We start from the raw sequence: 20,702 nt of genomic DNA, 5'->3' as shown, positions 1-20,702 counted from the left end.
GAATGGCCTCAGGCCGCCCGCGACAGCGACTTGTGGACGTAGGCAAGGATCTCGAACGAGCGCACCCTGGCCGCATGGTCGAAGATCTGCGCCGTCACCATCAGCTCGTCGGCGCCAGTGCGGCGTACGAAGGCATCGATGCCGAGCCTCACCGTCTCCGGCGACCCGACGACGGCGCAGGACAGCGCCTGGCCCAGCATGGTCTTCGCCATCGGGTCCAGCGTCTGCTCGTAGCCCTCGACCGGCGGCGGCAACCGGCCGGGCCGGCCGGTGCGCAGATTGACGAAGGCCTGCTGCAGCGAAGTGAACAAATGCCGTGCCTCGGCGTCGGTCGGCGCGGCGAAGACGTTGAGGCCAAGCATGACATACGGCCTGTCGAGTTCGGCCGACGGCTGGAAGCGCGAGCGGTAGACCTCAAGTGCATGGTCTAGCTCGGCCGGCGCGAAATGCGAGGCGAAGGCGTAAGGAAGGCCGAGCAGGGCGGCGAGTTGCGCGCCGTACAGGCTGGAGCCGAGGATCCAGACCGGCACCTTTTGGCCTTCGCCGGGCACGGCGCGGATGCGTTGACCCTCCTCGGCCGGCTGGAAATAGCCCATCAGCTCGACGACGTCCTGCGGGAAATTATCGCTGGCCTCGAGATTGCGGCGCAGCGCCCTGGCGGTCATCATGTCGGTGCCCGGCGCGCGGCCTAGCCCGAGGTCGATGCGGCCGGGAAACAACGCCGCCAGCGTGCCGAACTGCTCGGCGATGACCAGCGGCGCATGGTTGGGCAGCATGATGCCGCCGGCGCCGACGCGGATCGTTTTTGTGCCCCCGGCGACATGGGCGATGACCACCGAAGTCGCGGCACTGGCTATGCCCGGCATGTTGTGATGCTCGGCCAGCCAGTAACGCCTGTAGCCGAGGCGTTCGGCATGGCGGGCGAGGTCGAGCGAGTTCGCCAGCGAGCGCGAGGCATCGCTGCCTTCGGCGATCGGCGACAGGTCAAGGACGGAAAGGGCTGTCATTTCTCAGCGCTCCACGATGCTCTTTTCCCGCAGCCTGGCCTCGAAGGCAGGCCGGTCCGGGATGACGATGTCGATCTGGTTTTCCAGCACGTCGGCAAGTTCGGCCGCCGTCGCGATCTCCCGCTGCTCGGTGCGGCCGCCGACATGATGCGTCGACAGCCGGTTGTTGCGCAGCGCGTAGCGCCGGTCGGGCAGGGCGCGCGCCGCGATCACCGAGGACAGGAAATGCGAGCTCGGATGCGTCGACAGGAAGTGGCTGCTGACCGCATAGTCGACCTCGTAGCTGCGCTGCATGTCGAAGCGGTAGACGTTGCGCCAGGCGCCGCCGAGTTCCACCTGCAGGCGGAAGTGATCGTCCGTCTCCACGAGGCGGAAGGTTTCATGCGGGGTCTGCTGCTCGGGTCCGGCTTCGAGCAGCAGCGGCGCCGTCAGCGTCAGCCCGCCGAAGCCGACATCGGCAAGATGGGTGCGGCCGTCGAGCTCGACACGCAGCAGCATGTGGCTGCGCGCGGTAACGGCGTCGTCGGTCTGGCCCCACAGGACCCGCGCGGCAAGGCCGCTCACCTCGAAGCCGAGCGCCGTCAGCGCATGCAAGAGGATCAGATTGTGCTCATAGCAATAGCCGCCGCGGCCGCGCGCCAACACCTTGTCCTGCAGCGAGGCGGGATCGAGCTTGACCGGATGCCCGAGAAACGGATCGAGGTTCTCGAACGGGATCGCCTGCGGATGCTGCCGGTGCAGCGCTTTCAGCGTCGCCAGCGACACCTCGGTCGGACCGCGATAGCCGATACGGGCGAAATAGGCATCCAGGTCGAAGGAGGCGTTGGTCATGAAGGAGGTCCGGCTTGACCGGCTCGATATAGGCACTCGCTCCGGGTCCGACAAACAGCGCGGCCAACAATTGCCGGGCTGGGTCAGGTCCGGACCTTGCCGTTCTCCTCGGCCGTATCCTCCTCGACGACGACGCTGTGCTGTGCCGCCAGGAAATTGCCGACATGGCTCAGCCCTTCGAAGTGGTCGCAGAAGACCTTGATGACGACCAGCAGCGGTACCGCCATCAGCGCGCCGACGAAGCCCCACAGCCACGACCAGAAGGCAATGGCGATGAAGACCGCCACCGCGTTGATCTCCAGGCGTCTGCCGACCACCATCGGTGTCACGAACTGGCCCTCTACCAGGTCGCACAGAAGCACGAAGGCCGGCGCCAGCAGCGCATAGGAGATCGAGTCGAAGCTGATCAGCGCGATCACCGTGACCAGCAGGATCGTCATCAGCGCCCCGACATAGGGCAGGAAGTTGAGCAAGGCGGCGGCCGCGCCCCAGACCATTGGGTTGGGCATGCCGAGCCCCCACAGGCCCAGGCCAATTACCGTGCCGAGGCCGGCATTGATGATGGTAACGGTAAGCAGGTAATGCGAGATCTCGCGCTCGACGTCGTAGACGACCCGCAAGGCCCGCTTCTTCTCGCTGAGGCTGGCGAACGACTGGATGATCTTCTCGTAGAACATCGTGCCCGAGGCGAGCAGGAACAGCGACAGCACGAAGACGATGGTGATGCCGGTGCCCGCCGACAGGATGTTGCCGGCGGCGGAAGACAACATGCCGGATTGCGCCAGCACGACCTTCTGGACGTCGGGCTCCTGCGAGGTCTCGGTCAACCCTTCCAGCTGATGCGAGATCTGCATGATCTTTTCGAACGGCTGCCTGAGCTGTGCCAGGCGCTCGGTCAGCTGCAGGCCGATCGAGGGGGCCTTGTTGATGAGGTCAATGACCGGGCCGCTGAGCAGATAGCCGGCGCCGGCGACGAAAATCACCGACATGAGCACAAGCAGCGTTGCAGACAGCGCATCGGGCACGCCGCGCTGGCGCAGGAAGCGCACGATCGGCGTGAGCGTCAGCGCCAGCAGGAAGGCGAGGATCACCGGCATGAAGAAGGCGCGCCCGAAATAGAGCGCATAGACGGTCATCAGAATGAAGATGCCGATGAGCAGGGACCGCATCAAATGCGTGTCCGCTCGCGCGGCCTCGCGCGGGTCCGGACTCCCTGCGGCACCGGCGCTACCCGAAGCGGTCGGTTCGGCCTTCATCGCTTTCCTCGGGCACACCGCGACACGCGGCTTCCCTGCGAAAACGCCCGCGTAGCTGCAAGGTTCCGTTAGCCGGCAATGACCCCTTGGCCCGGATGGGATCAGGTCACGCGACCCGATCAGGCGACGGGCTCGGCGGGCGCGATCTTCGCGGTCTCCCTGCGGACGATCGGCGCCACCCTGGTGCCGTAGAGCTCGATCGCCTTCATGATCTTGGCGTGCGGCATGGTGCCGATCGCCATCTGCAGCAGGAAGCGGTCATTGTTGAAGATCCGGTGCTGGGCGACGATTTTCTCCGCCACCTGTTCGGGATTGCCGACGAACAAGGCGCCGTTCGGCCCGCGCGACTGGTCGAAATGCGCCCGCGAGGTCGGACCCCAGCCGCGCTCGCGGCCGATGCGGTTCATCACCTCGGCTTGCGGCGCGTAGAAATCGTCCGCCGCCTGCTCGGTGGTTTCGGCGATGAAGCCGTGCACGTTGAGGCTGGTGGCGAGGCTTGCCGGATCGTTGCCGGCCCGTCTGGCGGCCTGACGATAGACCTCGAACAGCGGCGCAAAGCGCGCCGGCTCGCCGCCGATGATGGCGAGCGCCAGCGGCAGGCCGAGCGCGCCCGCGCGGGCGGCGGACTGCGGGGTGCCACCGATGGCGATCCAGACCGGCAGTTTCTCCTGGAAGGGGCGCGGATAGACGCCACGGCCGTTGATCGGCGCGCGCAGGCGTCCTTGCCACGTCACCTTGACGTGATCGCGGATGGCGAGCAGCAGGTCGAGCTTCTCGGCGAACAGCTCGTCATAGTCTTCGAGGTTGAAGCCGAACAGCGGGAAGGATTCGATGAAGGAGCCGCGTCCGGCCATGATCTCGGCGCGGCCGCCGGACAGCAGGTCGAGCGTCGCGAACTGCTGGAAGACGCGCACCGGATCGTCGGAGGAGAGCACGGTGACAGCGCTGGTCAGCTTGATGCGCCTGGTGCGCTCGGCCGCTGCGGCAAGCGCCACGACCGGCGCCGAGGCGGCGTAGTCGGGGCGGTGGTGCTCGCCCAGTCCGAACACGTCGAGGCCGACCTGGTCGGCCAGTTCGATCTCCTCGATCAGATTGCGCAACCGCTCATGCGGGCCGATGGCGCCCGGCCCGGGTTCCGGGCTGACGTCAGCGAAAGTGTAGAGACCGAGTTCCATGCCGTGCCATCCTGATGACTTTGTTTCGATGTTTGTGCGTCGCGCTGGAGATAGCTACCCGCCCGCCGCGCCGCCAGAGGCGCGGACTGTGAACACTGCATGTCGGTTTTCGCGCGGGATTGTGACGTCTCCCAGTTGCAACAGCCCAGAATTTCATGGCTGGCATACCGTTTTGGCGCTTGAACTATCGGTTTTCGCGCGTATGTAAGCGTCGCGAATTGACTTCAGGGAAGTGGACTTGGCTATCTACAGGGAAAAAGACATTTTCGAGCGGCGCAATGCCGCGAACGAGGCAAAGAAGGCGCTTCTGGAGCGCTTCAAGTCAAAGCCGGCGGCGGACGATCCTGCAGTGCTGGCGCGACAAGCCGAACGCAAGGCAATCCTTGAGGCGCGCGCGATACGCGAAGCCGAAAAGGCCAGGCTGAAGCAGGAAAAGCTGGCCCGCGAAGCGGCTGAGAAGGCCGCGCGCGAGGCAGCTGCCGAGGCAGCGCGCATTGCCGCCGAAGAGGCGGCTGCGGCGGAGGCCAAGATCCGGGAAGCCGAAGAGAACGAGCGCATTTCCCGCTTGCTCGCCGACGAGGCCGAACGCAAGGCCAAGCGCGATGCGCGCTATGCCGCGCGCAAGGCGCGTGTCGGCCGGACGCCTCCGGGCTTCTCGGCCCGCTAACAGCGGTTTCGTTCGAAGAGCAGGTTCAGGGTCGCCAAGGGCGGCCCCGAACGCGTTTGCCGTGCGGCAAACGTCAGGCCACCAGCTTCAAGCCGACGATGCCGCAGACGATGAGGCCGATGCAGGCGAGCCGAACCACGGTCGCCGGCTCGCCGAGCAGCCAGATGCCGAGCAGCGCGGTGCCGACGGTGCCGATGCCGGTCCACACCGCATAGGCGGTGCCGACGGGCAGCGCCTTCAGCGCCAGGCCGAGCAGGCCGAGGCTGACGATCATCGAGGCGACGGTCAGCACCGTCGGCACCAGCTTAGAGAAACCGTCAGTGTATTTCAGGCCGATCGCCCAGCCGATCTCGAACAGGCCGGCGAAAAACAGGTAAATCCACGACATCGGGACGCTCCATTCGCTGCGTGCTGCCCACAAGGCGCGTTGCGGTCCAACTGTGCCGACGCGCGGAGCAGCACTGGGAGCACGGGTCGTCCCGGCCGGGTTTTGGGAGAGAAGCGAGGTCGTCCTCGCCACACTGATATAGGCAGTCCTCGGCCCAATCAACAAAACACCGGCAGCATGATCCATGCCGCCGGTTGTAAATCCGCGCCGTGACGGATCAGCCGAGGCCTATTTGTCCTTGAGCCGCGTCGCCTTCACCGGCGGCGCCTTAAGGGCCGGGGCCGCGGCGGGCTTCTTCGCGTCCTTCTTCGGCTTACGGGCTTCCTTGCCCGCCTTCATCGCACCTTTAGCCATGATTCGTTCCTCCGATTGTGGGCGATGAAGTGAAACAAGAGAAAAGCCGGACTGCAAGAGGACATTGTCGGACGCGCGTGGCGGCCTAGCCGCTGTCAACCGGTTTTCGCCGGTGAATCGCCTGTGGACCTTCGACGGCCGAGCGTTAATGCGCACCACGACGAAACGGAATCGGGCGTCGCGCTTTAAGTCTTTGTCTTGATGCTCTCCCCAAAACCGCTGCGCAGTTTTGGGCCACATGCATTAAGCTCCAGGCGTCAACCGGGACAGCGCGGCATGGCTGGGCATGGCGGATCGAAAAAGGTCATCTACGCGGCGCTTGCCGGTAATCTGGCGATCGCGTTGACCAAATTCGCCGCCGCGGCCTTCACCGGCAGTTCGGCGATGCTTTCGGAAGGCGTGCATTCGCTGGTCGACACCGGCAATGGCGGGCTGCTGCTCTACGGCATGCATCGCGCCGCCCGCCCGCCCGATCGCAGCCATCCGCTCGGCCATGGCCGCGAGCTCTATTTCTGGAGCTTCATCGTCGCCCTCCTCGTCTTCGCGCTTGGCGCCGGCGTGTCGTTCTACGAAGGCGTGGTGCACATCATGGCGCCGGAGCCGGTCGCCAATGTCATGGTCAACTATGTCGTGCTCGGCCTTTCCTTCCTGTTCGAGGGCAGTTCCTGGTATGTGGCGCTGATGGCGTTCCGCCGTGAGAAGGGCAGGCTGGGCTGGTTCGAGGCGGTGCGGCTCAGCAAGGATCCAAGCGTCTATACGGTGCTGTTCGAGGACAGCGCGGCGCTGCTCGGCCTGGTCGTCGCCTTTGCCGGCATATTGGCGGCGGAAGTCTTTGCCATGCCCGAGCTCGACGGCGCCGCCTCGATCGGCATCGCGCTGATCCTCGGCTCGACCGCGATCTTCCTGGCGCGCGAGAGCAAGGGCTTGCTCATAGGCGAGCCGGCATTGCCGGAGGTGCAGAAGAGGGTGCTGGCCATCGTGCAGCAGGATCCAGCGGTGCGGCGGGCGAACGGCGTTGTCACCGTCCATATGGGACCGCAAGAGATCGTCGCCGGCCTGAGCGTCGAGTTCGAGGACCATCTGACGGCGCCCGAGATCGAAGTCTGCGTCGAGCGGCTGGAGGCGCGGCTGAAAACCGAGATGCCGGAGATCACGCGGCTGTTCGTCAAGCCGCAGACGACCGGAACGTGGGAGCAACGCCGCAAGCTGATCGACGCCGCGTCCGGCGACCAGCCGATTTAGCCAAGTCATTGCATGGTCCGGTTGCCGCGCTAGAATCTCCAAGACTATCCAGGGAGAAGCTAGGATGAAAATCGACGGCGGGTGCCATTGCGGCGCCATCACCTACGAAGCCGAGGTCGACCCCGAAAAGACCTCGATCTGCCACTGCACGGACTGCCAGCAATTGACTGGCACAGCCTTCCGCGTGACGGTTCCAGCCCCGGAAAGCAACTATCGGATCACCAGCGGCTCGCCGAAGGTCTACATCAAGACCGGATCCTCTGGCGCCAAGCGCGCGCAGGGCTTTTGCGGCGACTGCGGCTCCCATCTCTATGCGACCTCGGTCGGCGATGGGCCGAAGATTTATGGCATCAGGGCCGGTACGTCGCGTCAGCGCGAGGAACTGATTCCGAGAAAGCAGGTCTGGCACCGCTCCGCACTGCAATGGTTGCCGGAATTCCAGGGCATGACGACCATCGAGGAGCAGTAGCGCCGCCTCAGTCGCCGTCCTCGACAACCCTCAGCCTCAACTGGCCGGTCTTGGAATCCGCCACTCTGGCGCCGGCCTCGACCCTGCTGCCGCCGCGCGGCGCCTCCGCTTCGCCTTCGCCAAACTCCAGCGCCTCGATCTTCTGGCCGCGCTTGGTCACTTTAGACGTCGAGACCAGAATGTCGTCGATGTCCTTGGCCGACTGGGTAAAATGCGTCTGCAGCCGGCGTACCCGCTCGTCGACACGCCCCACATCCTCCATCAGCCGGATCACCTCGCCCTGGATCAGATGCGCCTGCTCGCGCATGCGGGCATCCTTCAGGATTGCCTGGATGACCTGGATCGACAGCATCAACAGCGACGGCGAGACGATGACGACGCGGGCCCGGTGCGCCTTCTGCACCACCGCCTCGAAATTCTCGTGAATCTCGGCGAATACCGATTCCGAGGGCACGAACATGAAGGCGGTGTCCTGCGTTTCGCCCTGGAGCAGGTATTTGTCGGCGATATCGCGGATATGCACCTCGATATCGCGCCGGAAGGCCTGCGCCGCGGTCTTCTGCATCTCCGCGCCTTCGGCGGCGCGGATGGCGTTCCAGGCCTCCAGCGGGAATTTGGCGTCGATGGCGAGCGACGGTGCGCCGTTCGGCATACGCACCAGGCAGTCCGGCCGGCTGCCGTTCGACAAGGTCGCCTGGAATTCATAGGCACCATGCGGCAGGCCATCGGCGACGATCGTCTCCATGCGCGACTGGCCGAAGGCGCCGCGCGTCTGCTTGTTGGAGAGGATCGCCTGCAGCTGCACGACCTGGCCGGCGAGCGACTGGATGTTGCCTTGCGCGGTATCGATCACCGCCAGCCGTTCCTGCAGCTTGGCCAGGCTCTCATGCGTCGATTTGGTCTGCTCGGTCATGGTCTGGCCGATGCGGCCGGTCATGGCGTCGAGACGCTGGCCGATCGACTGGGTGAGCTCGGCCTGCCGCGCCCCGAACACTTCGGCGATAGCACCCATGCGCCCCTGCATCTCGGCCTGGGCCTGCAGGATGCCAGCCATCCGCGCCTCGGCGTCGCGTGCATGGTCGGCGGCCTCCGCCGCGGCGATCGTGCGTGCCTTGGCCGAGCGCCACAGCGCGATGACCAGCGCAACGAAGAGGCCGAGGAACAGGATCGCTCCGAAGGCCAGCATATGGCCGAGCGTGAGCGTGCTGGCGCCGAGCCGGGCCACGGGTTCGGAAAGGATGGAGCTCAGGTCGTTCATAAGGGCAGCATAGATGATTCGGCCCCCCGGCACAGATCAAAACGTGAACAGGTCAAAGCTGCCCCGGTTGACGCTTTTCGCATGACGTCTTAGGTGAGACGCCATGTCGATCAAGCCACTTGTCATTCTACCTGATCCCGTCCTGCGCCAGGTGTCCAAACCGGTCGAGCGCGTCGACGCGCCCTTGCGCAAGCTGGCTGGCGACATGCTGGACACCATGTATGACGCGCCGGGCATCGGCCTGGCGGCCATCCAGATCGGCGAGCCGCTGCGCATGCTGGTCATCGACCTTGCCAAGGAGGACGAGACGCCGGCGCCACATGTCTTCATCAATCCGGAAATCCTCGAAAGCTCCGACCAGCGTTCCGTCTATGAGGAAGGCTGCCTGTCGATTCCGGATTACTATGCCGAGGTCGAGCGTCCCGCCGCGGTGCGGGTGAAGTATCTCGACCGCGACGGCAAGCTGCAGGAGATGCAGGCCGAAGGGTTGATGGCGACCTGCCTGCAGCATGAGATCGACCATCTCAACGGCGTGCTGTTCATCGACCACATCTCGAAGCTGAAGCGCGACATGGTCGTGAAGAAATTCAGGAAGCTCGCCAGGGACAAGGCGCCGGGCAAGCTGGTGGGCTAGGGGGTACCGTTTCTTGAGTCTGGGTGCAGATATTGATATCATTGATATCAATCTGAGGCACGCTGATGGGTGACATGCTGATCAGGGGTATTCCCGAACCTTTGAAACGTGAAATCGAGCAGGCGGCCCGCATCGGCGGCCAAAGCCTGTCGGGCAAGGCCATCGATCTCCTGCGCAAGGGCATCATCGCTGAGAAGGAAGCCCGGTCGGCGCCCGGTCTTTCGGCGTGGGATTCCATTCGCTCGGTGTTCGACGCCGAAGCCAGCGACGAATTTGTCGAAACCATGGATGAAATCGAAGCGGAGCGGAAACGAGACTTCGGCCGCCCGCCAGAGGATTTCGAGTGATCGTCCTCGACACCAACGTCATTTCCGAGACCAGCAAGCCTAAGCCCGACGAGAATGTGGTCGGGTGGTTTCGCAGACAGGATCTGCTTGCACTCCATCTATGCGGCCCGGTTGTAATGGAACTGTTCTTCGGCGCGGAACGGGTTTTGAACAGGACCGGGTCGGAACGCTATGTTCGTCAACTCGACCAATTGATTTCGCAGCAGTTTGACGGCCGTGTCGTCGATTTCTCCGGTTCGATCCCTGCGCTTGCTGGGAAGCTGCGTGCTGCACGGGAGGCAGTGGGGCGTCCCATCAGCCTCTCTGACGCCATGATTGCCGCCATATGTCTGGCCCACGACGCCACGCTCGCAACGCGCGACGTGCGCGATTTCGACGGGCTTGACCTGAAGCTTGTAAACCCTTTTGAAGTGGGCGCCTAAGCCAGCACGAAAATAGGATTGCACGACAAAATGTCGCTTCGCGTCATCTTCATGGGCACGCCGGAATTTTCCGTGCCGACGCTGCGCGCGATTGCCGAAGCGGGTCACGAGATCGTCGCCGTCTACACCCAGCCGCCACGCGCCGCCGGCCGGCGCGGGCTTGAGTTGACGCCGTCGCCGGCGCAGCGCGAGGCAGAGCGGCTGGGCATAGAGGTGCGCACCCCGGCCTCGCTCAAGGGCGAGGCCGAGCAGCGGGCTTTTGCCGATTTGCGGGCCGATGTTGCGGTGGTCGTGGCCTATGGATTGCTGCTGCCGAAAGCCATTTTGGACGCGCCCCGGCTCGGCTGCCTGAACGGTCATGCCTCGCTTCTGCCGCGCTGGCGCGGTGCCGCTCCCATCCAGCGCGCCATCATGGCCGGCGATGCCGAAACCGGCATGATGGTGATGCGCATGGAAGAAGGTCTGGACACCGGCCCGGTGGCGTTGCTTGAAAAATGCGCCATCGAACCCGATATGACCGCCGGCGAACTGCATGACCGCCTCATGGCGATAGGCGCTTCGCTGATGGCCGAAGCGCTCGCGCAGTTGGGGATAAATTGTCTGACATTTACCCAACAGGCGACAGCGGGGGTGACCTACGCCCGAAAGATCGATAAATCGGAGACACGCGTAGATTGGACGCGGCCTGCCGGCGAAGTCCACAATCACATTCGCGGCCTCTCGCCCTTTCCGGGCGCGTGGTGCGAGGTCGAAATTGGCGGCCGCATGGAGCGGCTGAAACTGCTTCGTTCGACGCTCTCGGATGGCGTCGGCGAGTCGGGAGGAATTCTCGATGACCGGCTGACGGTCGCCTGCGGGTCAGGCTCGGTCCGGCTGGTCGAAGTTCAACGGGCGGGCGGAAAGCCCGCCGCCGCGCAGGAGTTTTTGCGCGGGGCCAAGATCGGAAAAGGAACGAAACTCTCATGAGCATGATGTCGATACGCGCGGCGACGCCGCGGGATCGCGAGGCGATCCGCCTCGTCGAAGAGCATGCCTTCGGCCAGCAGGCGGAGGCCGGCCTGGTCGACGCGCTGGTCACCGGCGGCGATGCCGTCGTCGAACTGGTGGCGGAAGAGGACGGCCAGGTGGTCGGCCATATCCTGTTCTCCAGGCTTTTTGTGCAGAACGGCGGCAGGCAGTTTGCCGCGGTGGCGCTGGCGCCGCTGGCGGTCGAGCCGTCCTTCCATGGCACCGGTATCGGCGGCGCCCTGATCCGCGAGGCGCATGTCCGCCTCAAGGAAGCCGACGAGCGGCTTGCCGTGGTGCTCGGCGACCCTGCCTACTACGGTCGCTTCGGCTACAGCCATGCGCGCGCCGAAAAATTCGAGAGCGAGTATCAGGGCGAGGCGCTGCAGGCACTGGCCTGGGGCGCTGCACCCGAGGGCGGCAAGCTGGTCTACGCTTCGGCCTTCACCGCGCTTGCCGCCTAGGCGGCAAGCAAAGGCCTCCATGCCGCGTTTTCGCCTCGATATCGAATATGACGGCAGCCAATTCGCCGGCTGGCAGCACCAGGCGGATCAGCCTTCGGTGCAGCAGGCGATCGAACTGGCGATCGAGAAATTCTGCGGCGAGCAGGTCAGGCTGCGCGCCGCAGGCCGCACTGATGCCGGCGTGCATGCCACCGCCCAGGTGGCGCATGTTGACCTCGCCAGGGCCTGGTCGGGCGACAAGGTGCGCGACGCCGTCAACGCCCATCTGCAGGCGGCTGGCGCGCGCATCGCCGTCTTGGAGGCGGGTATCGTTGCCGACGATTTCGACGCCCGCTTCTCCGCCACCGGCCGGCACTACCTCTACCGCATCCTCAACCGCCGTGCGCCGGCGGCGCTGGAAAAGGGCAAGGTCTGGTGGGTGCCGAAACGGCTCGACGCCGAGGCCATGCACGACGCGGCGAAAGTTCTGCTCGGCCGCCATGACTTCACCACCTTCCGCTCGACACAGTGCCAGGCCGAAAGCCCGGTTCGCACGCTCGACCGGCTGGATGTCAGCCGCTCCGGCGACCTGATCGAGGTGCGAACCTCCGCGCGCTCCTTCCTGCACAACCAGGTGCGCTCGATGGTTGGCTCACTGAGGCGCGTCGGCGACGGCTCATGGACCGCTGCCGATCTCAAGGCGGCGCTCGACGCGCAAGACCGCGCCGCCTGCGGCCAGGTGGCGCCGCCCGACGGCCTGTTCCTCATTGGCGTCGACTATCCGGAAGGATCCTAGCCCTCTACCCTGGTGGGTATGGTGATGCCGAGCAGCGCCTGCAGCCCGAACAGCACGACCAGCGAGGCCACGAACATGCCGGCGAAGACCGCGGTGCCGACGGCGGCCCCCCTGCCGATCACGGCATTGGTCATGCGCCAGGTCAGTATCATCGAGACTGCGAACAGGAGCAGCGACACCAACCCCGGGACCTCGTTGGTCGAGGGCAGGAAAAGCCGGATCAGCGCCGACGGCAGCATCAGCCAGGCGATGATCGCCGACGCCCAGTTGCTGGCGACGACATAGTGGACGAACCGGCCGCCGATGCCGACGCGCGGCGCGACCAGCGCCAGGCCGACCAGCGGCAGCACCCAGGAGCCAATGTCGACCGTCGCCAGCCTGAGCAGCATGCTGAAGCGTCCGGCGAAGGCGTTCGGATCGCCGATCTCGTTGGCGATGCCGACCCAGCCGACGATCAGCGCCGGCGCCGCCACGACGATGGCGAAGAAGGAATTCCAGAAGCCGTCCGCCGACAGGTCGAGCAGGCGCAGCCCGTCGACCTTGCCGAGCATCAGCCGCCAGGCGCCGGCCAGCGACGCGTAGGTTTCGTCAGCCGACAGCACGGTCCTGCCCGAACCAGTCTTCGATGAAGCGCTGATAGATCCCGGTCAGCGTCTCGAGGTCGGCAAGCGCGACGCGTTCGTCGACCATATGCATGGTCTGGCCGACCAGTCCGAACTCGACCACCGGGCAATAGTCCTTGATGAAGCGTGCGTCCGACGTGCCGCCGGAGGTGGAGAGCGCCGGCTTCCTGCCGACCGTCGCCTTGACCGAACTGCTCAGCGTGTCGATCAGCCGCTCGTCGCGGGTCAGGAAGACGTGGCTCGGCCGGTTGCGCCAGACGAGCTCGTAGTCGACCGGGGCCTTCTTGCCTGGCCGGTACTTCTTGCGCCCGGCCGCCTGGTCGAGGCGGTTGTGGATCTCGGCCTGGATGGTCTCGGCCGTCCACGTGTCGTTGAAGCGGATGTTGAAGGTGGCCGTCGCCTTGGCCGGGATGACGTTGGTGGCCGGATTGCCGACGTCGATCGAGGTGACCTCCAGATTGGTCGGCTGGAAATCCTTCGTCCCCTTGTCGAACACCGGATGGAGCAAGGCGTCGACCAGGCTGACCAGCCCGCGCACCGGATTGTCTGCAAGCTGCGGATAGGCGGCGTGGCCCTGGCGCCCGTTGACGGTCACGCTGCCGGAGATTGAGCCGCGCCGGCCGATCTTGATCATGTCGCCGAGCGTGTCCGGATTGGTCGGCTCGCCGACGATCGCGGCATCCCATTTCTCGCCTTTGCCCGCCGCCCATTCGAGCAGCTTCACCGTGCCGTTGATCGCCGGCCCCTCTTCGTCGCCGGTGATCAGCAGCGAGACCGAGCCCTTCGGCCCGCCCGCCTTCTCGACATGGCGCGCCACCGCGGCGATGAAGCAGGCGATGCCGCCCTTCATGTCGACGGCGCCGCGGCCATACATTTCGCCATTGGCGACCTCGGCGGCGAAGGGCGGGTGCGTCCAGGCCGCCGCGTCGCCAACCGGCACGACGTCGGTATGGCCGGCGAACATCAGATGCGGTCCGTTGCCGGAGCGCCTTGCATAAAGGTTCTCGATGTCCGGCGTGCCGTCTTCCGAGAACACCGGACGCTCGACGGCGAAGCCGAGCGGCTTCAGCATTGTCTCAAGCGCGGCGAGCGCGCCGCCTTCGGCGGGCGTCACCGAGGGGCAGCGGATCAGGGCGGCAAGATTTGCGGCGGGGTCGGTGGGCAATTTCATGGACAAAGCGATAATCGAAAGCGAAAGGCCTGTCACGACCAGACGTCATGGCCGGCCATGGCGCCGACATTATGGTTTTCACGTCGTATAGTCGCAGACCAAGGTGAGACTATCGCATGGCCAGGGAAGAAAAGACCATCGCCATTGCCGGCGCCGGCAGTATCGGCTGCTATGTCGGCGGCTGCCTTGCGCTTGCCGGACGCAAGGTGGCTTTGCTGGCGCGCCCGCGCGTCGAGGCGGCGTTGCGCAAGGATGGCTTGCGGGTCAGCGACCTCGATTGCCGCGACCGCCGCATCGCGCCCGCGGCGCTTTCCGTCACCGCCGATCCGGCTGAGGCCCTGGGCGGCGCAGACATCGTCCTGGTGACGGTCAAGAGCGGCGCCACCGAGGAGATGGCGGCGCTCGTTGCGGCGCATGCCAGCCCGGAAGCGGTGGTGGTCAGCCTGCAGAACGGCGTCGACAATGCCGAGAAACTGCGGGCAAGGCTTGCCGGGCGACGGGTGCTTGCCGGCATGGTGCCGTTCAATGTCGTGCAGTCCCCGGATGAGGCGCCGTTTCACGTGCATCGCGCCAGCGAGGGCAAGGTGATGCTCGAGGACGGCGTGGCGGGCCTTGCCGACCTTCTCGATGTCGAGGGGCTCGCGGTCGAAACGCATGCCGACATGACGGCGGTGCTGTGGGGCAAGCTGCTGATGAACCTCAACAACGCTTTGGTGGCGCTGTCCGGACTGCCGTTGGCAACCGAGTTGGCCGACCGCCGCTGGCGGCTGATCCTGGCCGTCCAGATCGATGAGGCGCTGGCGACGTTGAAGGCTTGCCGAATTCGGCCGGCGCGCATTGCCGGCCTGCGCCCGGCGCTGCTGCCCTGGGCGCTCAAACTGCCCGACTGGCTGTTCCGGCGGCTGGCGCGGCGCATGCTGGCCATCGACCCCGAGGCGCGCTCGTCCATGTGGGACGATCTGCAGCGTGGACGGCCGACGGAGATCGGCGAATTGCAAGGCGCGGTGCTCGCTCTCGCCGAAAAGGCGGGCGTTCCGACACCCTTGACGGCACGGGTCGCGGCCCTGGTGCGCGAGGCCGAGCAGCAAAAGCGCGGCTCGCCCCGGCTGCCTCCGGAAGCGGTCACACCTGATCGTCGATCAGGGTGATTTTCTGCCAGATCTTGCGCGACAGGTTGGACGCCAGGTTCTCGACGTCGTTGACGCCGTCGATGACCACGGCGTCATTGACGGACTGGGCGAACAGCGCCGCGATCTTGCCGGTGATCGACAGCATCTCCGAGCAATAGTCGAGGTAGCGGGCGAGGTCGGCGGCATTGGTGATGCGGGCCGGCGAATGCGAGGTCGGCTTGAAATTCGCCGACAGCGTCGCCGGGTCCTTGGTCAGCTGGTGCATGTCGATGACATGGATCAGCGAACGCAGGCCGTGCAGCTGGCGAAACACCTGCTTGCGCTTGATGCGCTCCTCGGTTCTGATCAGCGCCAAGAAGCCGATCACGGCGAGGATGATCATGTTGAGCGAGGCTTCGATGCCTTGCACCGACTGCAGGGCGTCGCTGGTCCGCGAAAGCCGGTCGAGCGGCAGGATGGTGCCGACGAAGACGAACACCAGCGCACCGGCAATGACGGCGGCGGCGATGAGGCCGCGCAGCCACCAGAGCGGCGCTTCCAGCGCCTTGGCGCCCTTTGCCAGGTCGCGCGACAGCGACACCAGCTCGGCGGCGACGCCGCGCAGGCCGGCATCGGGAAACCGCTCGGCGACGCGCTCCTCCAGCCGCTCGGCGGTCTCGATGATCAGCTTCGGATCAAGCGTGCGGTAGCGCATGGCGAGGATCGTCGCTCAGGAATCGGCTGGCGCGTTGGTGCGCCTGCCATAGCGGTTGGGGCCGGGCTGCCCCGGAAACAGGCAAAGCACGAGGAAGGCGACGATCGAGACGACCGGCACGAACAGCACCAGCGCCGCGATCCCGGGCTTGTCGAGATCGTGCAGCCGCTTCACCGCCAGAACGATGTTCGACCATAGCGAGCCGATGAAGGCGATGAAGAAGATGAACGACCACATGTTGCTCTCGGGCGAGCCTTCTGGCACCAGCGTGAAGCGATACAGAGGAAATGCCTGGACGATGGCGACCAGCAATCCGCCGAGAAAATAGGCCGCGCGGCTGACGCGGCCCGAGGTTTTGAAGAAAAGCCAGGTAAGGTCGGATTTTTCAGGCAAGCGGATCCGGTCCATACTGATTGGCGCCCCTGGTGCCTTCAAGGATGCCGAGTTCGACCAGCAACCAGATGCCGCCGATGATAGGTATAAGGCCGATCAGCGTCCACCAGCCCGACTTGTTACGGTCGTGCCAGCGTTTGGCATAGAGGGCAATCGCGAAATAGATCGACGCCAGCGAGACGAGGACGCCGATGATGCCGATCTGGCCGCCGCTGGCCGTAGTGAAACGCGTGCCGAGGATCGCGTCGAGAATGAAGGCAATGATGGCGATGACAATGAATACACCGATGCCAGCCCAGAACTTGGCGCGGTTGATGCGACCCTCGAAGCTTGTCAGAAGATACTTCCAGTCCATGACGCCCCTCCGTGTTGAACCAGCGCGACGGATTGTCGCGCCGGCGGAGGGTGCGTCCGTTTCCCGAAAAGATCAATCGCGAAGCAGTTCGTTGATCGAGGTCTTGGAGCGGGTCTTGGCGTCGACCCGCTTGACGATGACTGCGCAGTAGAGGCTTGGGCCGGGTTCGCCGTTGGGCAGCGGCTTACCCGGCATCGAGCCGGCGACGACAACCGAATTGGCCGGCACTTCGCCATAGAAGACCTCGCCGGTGGCGCGGTCGACGATCTTGGTCGACTGGCCGATGAACACGCCCATGCCGAGCACCGAGCCCTCGCGCACGATACAGCCCTCGACCACTTCCGAGCGCGCGCCGATGAAGCAATTGTCCTCGATGATGGTCGGACCGGCCTGCATCGGCTCCAGCACGCCGCCGATGCCGACGCCGCCCGACAGATGCACGTTCTTGCCGATCTGGGCGCAGGAGCCGACCCCGACCCAGGTGTCGACCATGGTGCCCGAATCGACATAGGCGCCGACATTGACGAAGGACGGCATCAGCACGGCGCCCGGCGCGACGTAGGCCGAGCGGCGCACGATCGACGACGGCACGGCGCGGAAGCCGGCCTTCTCGAAATCGACCGCGCTCCAGCCGTCGAACTTCGACGGCACCTTGTCCCACCACACCGCCTGGCCCGGACCGCCCTTGATGATCTCCATCGGGTTCAGCCGGAAGGAAAGCAGCACCGCCTTCTTCAGCCACTGGTTGACATGCCACTTGCCGTCGGCCTGGCGCTCGGCGACGCGGGCAGCGCCGCGGTCGAGCAGGTCGAGCGCCGCCTCGATGGCATCGCGCGTCTCGCCGCGGGTCGCGGTCGAAATCGCGTCGCGCTCGTCAAAAGCCTTCTCGATGGTCTTTTCGAGGCTCGCCAGATCGGGCTTTGACATCAATTCGCTCCGTTACCAAGCTGTTAAGGGACAGCGCCTTAACCTGTTTCAAAGTCGCGCCGACCCAAGCAGGCTTCGTTCGCTTCGCGAAATTGCCTGCCTCAGTCTTTGCCTATCGCAGGTTCTTGTCGCAAAACCGCGGGACACTTTTGCGGAACCTGCTTATGTGAAGGTCGGATAGGGGTCAATCGCGACTGCGTCACGGGACGGCGCAAGTGGAGAAAATGGACGGGTGGATTTGATGACTCCCATGGAAAAGGCGGGATGGACGCCGCTGCCGCATTCGGATGAGGATCTGGAGCGGGCAAAGAGCGTGCCGGACACGCCGCAGACACGCGCCGACACCTACAGGCTGGCCTGGAACGATCCTGACTTCATGACGCGCCGCGAATTGCGCGCGGTCAGGCTGCAGCTCGAGCTGCTGAAGCCGGAGATGATCCTCGCCGAGCGCGGCATCCAGTCGACGGTGATCCTGTTCGGCGGCGCCCGTATTCCGGAGCCCGGCGGCGAGGCCTGGGCGGCGAAGAACGAGACGCAGAAGCAGAACCTCGAGCTGAACAGCCGCTACTACGAGGAGGCGCGCAAATTCGCCCGTCTCTGCTCGCAGCATTCGGCCAGTTCCTACTATCGTGAGTTCGTCGTCGTCACCGGTGGCGGGCCTGGTGTCATGGAAGCGGGAAATCGCGGCGCCGACGACGTCGGCGCGCCTTCCATCGGCCTCAACATCGTGCTGCCGCACGAGCAGGCGCCAAACGCCTACGTGACGCCGGAACTTTGCTTCAACTTTCACTATTTCGCCATCCGCAAGATGCATTTCGTCATGCGCGCCAAGGCCGTCGCGGTGTTCCCGGGCGGCTTCGGCACGATGGACGAATTCTTCGAGACGCTGACGTTGATCCAGACCGGCCGCATGGAGCGCGTACCGGTGATCCTGTTCGGCAAGGCCTTCTGGCAGCGTGCGATCGATCTCGATTTCCTCGCCGAGCAAGGCACCATCACGCCCGGCGACCAGGACATCATCGATTTCGTCGACACCGCCGACGAGGCCTGGGACATCATCAGCCGCTTCTACAAATTGTAGGCGGATTCCGCAAAAAGCGCCCACGGTCTTCCGGCAGCAATCTGCGACAAGCAAAAGGCCCGAGCAGCGCGTTCGTCGGCTTGCAAGCGAATGTCAGTACTAGAGGGGCGATCCCCGCTGCCCGTTTTCTCGCTGTGCGTGGCGCTTTTGCTATTGCAGTTCGGCCAGCCATCCGACCGAGTGCGCGAAGCGCACTATCGCCGCCCGGGAGTGGAGTTCGAGCTTGTCGGTTGCCCTGGTTCTGTAGGTCTCGATGGTCTTTATGCTTAGATTGAGCCGCGAGGATATCTCCTTGTTGCTGTAGCCGAGTGCAACCAGCTGGATCACGGACCGTTCCCGCTCGCTCAGATTTCCCGCATCGCCCTGCGCGCAGTTGCGCGGGCTGAGCATTCGCGCGGCCAGCGCCGGGTCGACGTAATTGTCGCCGGCCAGCACGCATCTGATGGCTTGCAGCAGGTCGGTGGTCGTCGACCGTTTGACCACGAACCCCCGGCCGCCGGCGGCGAGCACTTGGCGCAGGCAGCCGGGATCTTCGTGCGCCGTCAGTGCGATGCACTTGAGGTCGGGGAACCGTTCGAGGAGGCGCTCGATAAGCATGACCCCATTGATGCCGGGGAGCGAGATATCGATGACCGCAACGTCGGGCTCAGCCTTGCCGATGGTTTCGAGGGCCTCGGCCGCGTTCGCTGCCAGTCCGACGATCGTCATATCCTTCTGACCATCGATCATCGCCCCGATACCCGACAGGACGATAGGGTGGTCATCGACCACAAATATCCGCCTACGCGACACCTTTAACCTCCATCAGTCCGCCAAAGGTACATCACGTGGAGAGGTCCCTTGCCCTTGATGGTTCGAATGACGGCTCGTCCCGGCTGACGGGAGGAGCGCGTCTATCCCTGCAGACCCTGAGCGGGAGCAGTGGGTCGTACATCTCGTCGAACCCTCGCGCCGATTGTAAGCCGCAGCTAAAGGTCTCGGATGTGGCGCGCTTCACGTAGCCCATCGCGAACCTCGAGCTGCTGCCGAGGTTTTTCGTTCAGAATCGCATGCGGACAAATGTCTGGTGCGGATCACATTGCCGTAGACAATCGTGCGCGCCTCGCGGTCCAGGGAAGCCCTCAGTCCGTCAAGGGCACATCGGCATAGAGGGTGGTCCCCTTGCCCCTGGCGGTTTCAATCGACAGCTCGCCTCCGACCAGCGCGAGGCGCTCTCTCATTCCCGCAAGCCCCAGGGCGCGGGAGCCGGGCGTGGCATCGGCATCGAACCCGCAGCCATCGTCTTCGATCGTAAGGCGCAGCCGGCGGTCGCCAATATGTGCCGTCACACTCGCGCGGCGCGGCTGAGCGTGCTTGCCGATGTTGGTAAGCGCCTCTTGCGCGATACGGTATAGGGTCAGGGACACTTCGGGGGCGAGTGGGCACGAAAGTGCTTCGAGGTCCATGTCGCAAGGGATTTCGAGTTGGGCACATAGCATGGCGGCGAGATCCTCGACGGAGGCGCGAAGCCCCAGGTGATCCAGGTCGGCGGGCCGCAGGCTCCAGGCGGCGGCGTGAACCCTGGCGCTCAGTTGATCGACCAGCATGACAGCCCGCGTGAGACGCTCGCCCTGTTCCAGGGATCCTGCGCGGATGCCGTGCAGTTCGAGCGCGACACTGGCCAGCAGCTGGCCGAGATCGTCGTGAAGCTCGCGCGACAGGCGCCGGCACTGTTCTTCCTGCACGGCAATCAAGCGCCGCGCCAATCCCTGGCGCCGCGGCTTCGAAGTGTCGTTCTCGCGTGTGTCGATACCAGTCCGCATCGCCCCTTCTGTTCTCTTGCCGGTGTCTAGAGGACTTGCTGTTCACCGGGCTGTGAGAAGAGGCCCCGAATTTCTGCCTCTCAGCGCAATATACGCCGGCATACGCCCTTATGCCTGTCAGTTTTTTCCCGATTCCACCGGCTTTTCCCGACAAGGACATCGGCTGAAAAACTGACAGAACATGCCGATCAGCCCGAATGTCGAGGCGCCTTTTCTGCGCGCATTCTTCTTG

General features: G+C 64.8%; 26 protein-coding genes. 11 read left to right on the top strand and 15 right to left on the bottom strand.

Annotated elements, in window-relative coordinates; all coding sequences use genetic code 11:
• Positions 1–8 precede the first annotated feature (8 nt).
• The 4 genes from EJ073_RS19610 to EJ073_RS19595 form a co-directional block, all read right to left on the bottom strand.
• Positions 9–1,007, bottom strand: coding sequence for an LLM class flavin-dependent oxidoreductase (locus EJ073_RS19610; RefSeq protein ID WP_126057216.1), 999 nt, complete (start codon positions 1,005–1,007; stop codon positions 9–11).
• Between the two features lie 3 nt (positions 1,008–1,010).
• On the bottom strand, positions 1,011–1,838 hold the full coding sequence (locus EJ073_RS19605; RefSeq protein ID WP_126057215.1) for an arylamine N-acetyltransferase: 828 nt from the start codon (positions 1,836–1,838) through the stop codon (positions 1,011–1,013).
• 83 nt (positions 1,839–1,921) lie between these two features.
• Positions 1,922–3,094 (bottom strand): AI-2E family transporter, encoded by a 1,173-nt coding sequence (locus tag EJ073_RS19600; RefSeq protein WP_126057214.1) that lies wholly within the window; start codon positions 3,092–3,094, stop codon positions 1,922–1,924.
• 119 nt (positions 3,095–3,213) lie between these two features.
• Entirely contained in the window at positions 3,214–4,269 is a 1,056-nt protein-coding gene (locus EJ073_RS19595) for an LLM class flavin-dependent oxidoreductase (protein ID WP_126057213.1), read from the bottom strand.
• Positions 4,270–4,507: 238 nt separating this feature from the next.
• Here EJ073_RS19595 and EJ073_RS19590 point away from each other — a divergent pair, with 238 nt between their 5' ends.
• Positions 4,508–4,936: a DUF6481 family protein gene (locus tag EJ073_RS19590; RefSeq protein WP_126057212.1), complete on the top strand. Its 429-nt coding sequence runs from the start codon at positions 4,508–4,510 to the stop codon at positions 4,934–4,936.
• Between the two features lie 73 nt (positions 4,937–5,009).
• On the opposite strand, the gene sugE is transcribed toward EJ073_RS19590, so the two are convergent.
• The gene (gene sugE / locus EJ073_RS19585; protein WP_126057211.1) at positions 5,010–5,324 is read right to left on the bottom strand and encodes a quaternary ammonium compound efflux SMR transporter SugE; all 315 of its coding nucleotides are present in this window, start codon (positions 5,322–5,324) and stop codon (positions 5,010–5,012) included.
• 228 nt (positions 5,325–5,552) lie between these two features.
• Positions 5,553–5,918, bottom strand: a complete 366-nt coding sequence (locus EJ073_RS31640) for a hypothetical protein (protein WP_189347582.1) — start codon at positions 5,916–5,918, stop codon at positions 5,553–5,555.
• A 36-nt stretch (positions 5,919–5,954) separates the two neighbouring features.
• Between EJ073_RS31640 and EJ073_RS19575 the strand changes: the two genes are divergently transcribed.
• Positions 5,955–6,920 (top strand): cation diffusion facilitator family transporter, encoded by a 966-nt coding sequence (locus EJ073_RS19575; RefSeq protein WP_126057210.1) that lies wholly within the window; start codon positions 5,955–5,957, stop codon positions 6,918–6,920.
• 64 nt (positions 6,921–6,984) lie between these two features.
• On the top strand, positions 6,985–7,389 hold the full coding sequence (locus tag EJ073_RS19570) for a GFA family protein (RefSeq protein WP_126057209.1): 405 nt from the start codon (positions 6,985–6,987) through the stop codon (positions 7,387–7,389).
• Between the two features lie 7 nt (positions 7,390–7,396).
• On the opposite strand, the gene EJ073_RS19565 is transcribed toward EJ073_RS19570, so the two are convergent.
• On the bottom strand, positions 7,397–8,647 hold the full coding sequence (locus tag EJ073_RS19565) for a DNA recombination protein RmuC (protein WP_126057208.1): 1,251 nt from the start codon (positions 8,645–8,647) through the stop codon (positions 7,397–7,399).
• A 103-nt stretch (positions 8,648–8,750) separates the two neighbouring features.
• Between EJ073_RS19565 and def the strand changes: the two genes are divergently transcribed.
• The 6 genes from def to truA all read left to right on the top strand — a co-directional run bounded on the left by def (position 8,751) and on the right by truA (position 12,294).
• Positions 8,751–9,281, top strand: coding sequence for a peptide deformylase (gene def / locus EJ073_RS19560; protein ID WP_126057207.1), 531 nt, complete (start codon positions 8,751–8,753; stop codon positions 9,279–9,281).
• A 65-nt stretch (positions 9,282–9,346) separates the two neighbouring features.
• On the top strand, positions 9,347–9,628 hold the full coding sequence (locus EJ073_RS19555; protein ID WP_126057206.1) for a plasmid stabilization protein: 282 nt from the start codon (positions 9,347–9,349) through the stop codon (positions 9,626–9,628).
• Positions 9,625–10,050 (top strand): type II toxin-antitoxin system VapC family toxin, encoded by a 426-nt coding sequence (locus tag EJ073_RS19550; RefSeq protein WP_126057205.1) that lies wholly within the window; start codon positions 9,625–9,627, stop codon positions 10,048–10,050. The genes EJ073_RS19555 and EJ073_RS19550 overlap by 4 nt, the downstream gene beginning before the upstream one ends.
• 30 nt (positions 10,051–10,080) lie before the next feature.
• Positions 10,081–11,016 (top strand): methionyl-tRNA formyltransferase, encoded by a 936-nt coding sequence (gene fmt / locus EJ073_RS19545; RefSeq protein WP_126057204.1) that lies wholly within the window; start codon positions 10,081–10,083, stop codon positions 11,014–11,016.
• Positions 11,013–11,519, top strand: coding sequence for an N-acetyltransferase (locus EJ073_RS19540; RefSeq protein WP_126057203.1), 507 nt, complete (start codon positions 11,013–11,015; stop codon positions 11,517–11,519). The genes fmt and EJ073_RS19540 overlap by 4 nt, the downstream gene beginning before the upstream one ends.
• A 19-nt stretch (positions 11,520–11,538) precedes the next feature.
• Entirely contained in the window at positions 11,539–12,294 is a 756-nt protein-coding gene (gene truA / locus EJ073_RS19535) for a tRNA pseudouridine(38-40) synthase TruA (protein WP_126057202.1), read from the top strand.
• Here the strand turns inward: truA and EJ073_RS19530 are convergent.
• Both EJ073_RS19530 and dapE read right to left on the bottom strand, forming a co-directional pair.
• Positions 12,291–12,896: a transporter gene (locus tag EJ073_RS19530; protein WP_126057201.1), complete on the bottom strand. Its 606-nt coding sequence runs from the start codon at positions 12,894–12,896 to the stop codon at positions 12,291–12,293. The two genes, truA and EJ073_RS19530, sit on opposite strands and share 4 nt — an antisense overlap.
• Positions 12,883–14,088 carry a succinyl-diaminopimelate desuccinylase gene (gene dapE / locus EJ073_RS19525; RefSeq protein WP_126057200.1) on the bottom strand — a complete coding sequence of 402 codons (1,206 nt, stop codon included), beginning with the start codon at positions 14,086–14,088 and terminating at the stop codon, positions 12,883–12,885. Before dapE ends, EJ073_RS19530 begins: the two co-directional genes overlap by 14 nt.
• A gap of 116 nt (positions 14,089–14,204) precedes the next feature.
• Between dapE and EJ073_RS19520 the strand changes: the two genes are divergently transcribed.
• On the top strand, positions 14,205–15,236 hold the full coding sequence (locus tag EJ073_RS19520) for a 2-dehydropantoate 2-reductase (protein ID WP_126057199.1): 1,032 nt from the start codon (positions 14,205–14,207) through the stop codon (positions 15,234–15,236).
• Here the strand turns inward: EJ073_RS19520 and EJ073_RS19515 are convergent.
• From EJ073_RS19515 to dapD, 4 genes are all read right to left on the bottom strand, one after another.
• Complete coding sequence (locus EJ073_RS19515) at positions 15,211–15,912, bottom strand: hypothetical protein (RefSeq protein ID WP_126057198.1); 702 nt, start codon at positions 15,910–15,912, stop codon at positions 15,211–15,213. The two genes, EJ073_RS19520 and EJ073_RS19515, sit on opposite strands and share 26 nt — an antisense overlap.
• 15 nt (positions 15,913–15,927) lie before the next feature.
• Positions 15,928–16,305 (bottom strand): DUF805 domain-containing protein, encoded by a 378-nt coding sequence (locus EJ073_RS19510; RefSeq protein WP_245455291.1) that lies wholly within the window; start codon positions 16,303–16,305, stop codon positions 15,928–15,930.
• Positions 16,298–16,660: a DUF805 domain-containing protein gene (locus tag EJ073_RS19505; RefSeq protein WP_126057196.1), complete on the bottom strand. Its 363-nt coding sequence runs from the start codon at positions 16,658–16,660 to the stop codon at positions 16,298–16,300. The genes EJ073_RS19510 and EJ073_RS19505 overlap by 8 nt, the downstream gene beginning before the upstream one ends.
• Before the next feature lie 72 nt (positions 16,661–16,732).
• The gene (gene dapD / locus EJ073_RS19500; protein WP_126057195.1) at positions 16,733–17,587 is read right to left on the bottom strand and encodes a 2,3,4,5-tetrahydropyridine-2,6-dicarboxylate N-succinyltransferase; all 855 of its coding nucleotides are present in this window, start codon (positions 17,585–17,587) and stop codon (positions 16,733–16,735) included.
• Positions 17,588–17,828: 241 nt separating this feature from the next.
• Between dapD and EJ073_RS19495 the strand changes: the two genes are divergently transcribed.
• Entirely contained in the window at positions 17,829–18,668 is an 840-nt protein-coding gene (locus EJ073_RS19495; RefSeq protein WP_126057194.1) for an LOG family protein, read from the top strand.
• A 150-nt stretch (positions 18,669–18,818) separates the two neighbouring features.
• On the opposite strand, the gene EJ073_RS19490 is transcribed toward EJ073_RS19495, so the two are convergent.
• Together EJ073_RS19490 and EJ073_RS19485 are read right to left on the bottom strand one after the other, a co-directional pair.
• Positions 18,819–19,439, bottom strand: coding sequence for a response regulator transcription factor (locus tag EJ073_RS19490; protein ID WP_245455290.1), 621 nt, complete (start codon positions 19,437–19,439; stop codon positions 18,819–18,821).
• A gap of 350 nt (positions 19,440–19,789) precedes the next feature.
• A complete protein-coding gene (locus EJ073_RS19485; RefSeq protein ID WP_126057193.1) occupies positions 19,790–20,470 on the bottom strand; it encodes a sensor histidine kinase in 681 nt (226 codons plus the stop codon).
• Between the last annotated feature and the right edge of the window lie 232 nt (positions 20,471–20,702).

Source organism: Mesorhizobium sp. M4B.F.Ca.ET.058.02.1.1, from assembly GCF_003952505.1.
Lineage (GTDB): Bacteria > Pseudomonadota > Alphaproteobacteria > Rhizobiales > Rhizobiaceae > Mesorhizobium.
This window is presented reverse-complemented; position numbering and strand designations above follow the sequence as displayed.

Excerpts from the sequence above, each read along its gene's own strand:
- EJ073_RS19605 (WP_126057215.1), bottom strand. The coding sequence starts at position 1,838 with ATGACCAACGCCTCCTTCGACCTGGATGCCTATTTCGCCCGTATCGGC.
- EJ073_RS19515 (WP_126057198.1), bottom strand. The coding sequence starts at position 15,912 with ATGCGCTACCGCACGCTTGATCCGAAGCTGATCATCGAGACCGCCGAG.
- dapE (WP_126057200.1), bottom strand. The coding sequence starts at position 14,088 with ATGAAATTGCCCACCGACCCCGCCGCAAATCTTGCCGCCCTGATCCGC.
- EJ073_RS19520 (WP_126057199.1), top strand. The coding sequence starts at position 14,205 with ATGGCCAGGGAAGAAAAGACCATCGCCATTGCCGGCGCCGGCAGTATC.
- EJ073_RS19610 (WP_126057216.1), bottom strand. The coding sequence starts at position 1,007 with ATGACAGCCCTTTCCGTCCTTGACCTGTCGCCGATCGCCGAAGGCAGC.
- truA (WP_126057202.1), top strand. The coding sequence starts at position 11,539 with ATGCCGCGTTTTCGCCTCGATATCGAATATGACGGCAGCCAATTCGCC.
- dapD (WP_126057195.1), bottom strand. The coding sequence starts at position 17,587 with ATGTCAAAGCCCGATCTGGCGAGCCTCGAAAAGACCATCGAGAAGGCT.
- EJ073_RS19485 (WP_126057193.1), bottom strand. The coding sequence starts at position 20,470 with ATGCGGACTGGTATCGACACACGCGAGAACGACACTTCGAAGCCGCGG.
- EJ073_RS19495 (WP_126057194.1), top strand. The coding sequence starts at position 17,829 with ATGACTCCCATGGAAAAGGCGGGATGGACGCCGCTGCCGCATTCGGAT.
- EJ073_RS19565 (WP_126057208.1), bottom strand. The coding sequence starts at position 8,647 with ATGAACGACCTGAGCTCCATCCTTTCCGAACCCGTGGCCCGGCTCGGC.
- EJ073_RS19555 (WP_126057206.1), top strand. The coding sequence starts at position 9,347 with ATGGGTGACATGCTGATCAGGGGTATTCCCGAACCTTTGAAACGTGAA.
- EJ073_RS19595 (WP_126057213.1), bottom strand. The coding sequence starts at position 4,269 with ATGGAACTCGGTCTCTACACTTTCGCTGACGTCAGCCCGGAACCCGGG.
- EJ073_RS19505 (WP_126057196.1), bottom strand. The coding sequence starts at position 16,660 with ATGGACTGGAAGTATCTTCTGACAAGCTTCGAGGGTCGCATCAACCGC.
- sugE (WP_126057211.1), bottom strand. The coding sequence starts at position 5,324 with ATGTCGTGGATTTACCTGTTTTTCGCCGGCCTGTTCGAGATCGGCTGG.
- def (WP_126057207.1), top strand. The coding sequence starts at position 8,751 with ATGTCGATCAAGCCACTTGTCATTCTACCTGATCCCGTCCTGCGCCAG.
- EJ073_RS19575 (WP_126057210.1), top strand. The coding sequence starts at position 5,955 with ATGGCTGGGCATGGCGGATCGAAAAAGGTCATCTACGCGGCGCTTGCC.
- EJ073_RS31640 (WP_189347582.1), bottom strand. The coding sequence starts at position 5,918 with ATGTGGCCCAAAACTGCGCAGCGGTTTTGGGGAGAGCATCAAGACAAA.
- EJ073_RS19600 (WP_126057214.1), bottom strand. The coding sequence starts at position 3,094 with ATGAAGGCCGAACCGACCGCTTCGGGTAGCGCCGGTGCCGCAGGGAGT.
- EJ073_RS19540 (WP_126057203.1), top strand. The coding sequence starts at position 11,013 with ATGAGCATGATGTCGATACGCGCGGCGACGCCGCGGGATCGCGAGGCG.
- fmt (WP_126057204.1), top strand. The coding sequence starts at position 10,081 with ATGTCGCTTCGCGTCATCTTCATGGGCACGCCGGAATTTTCCGTGCCG.
- EJ073_RS19570 (WP_126057209.1), top strand. The coding sequence starts at position 6,985 with ATGAAAATCGACGGCGGGTGCCATTGCGGCGCCATCACCTACGAAGCC.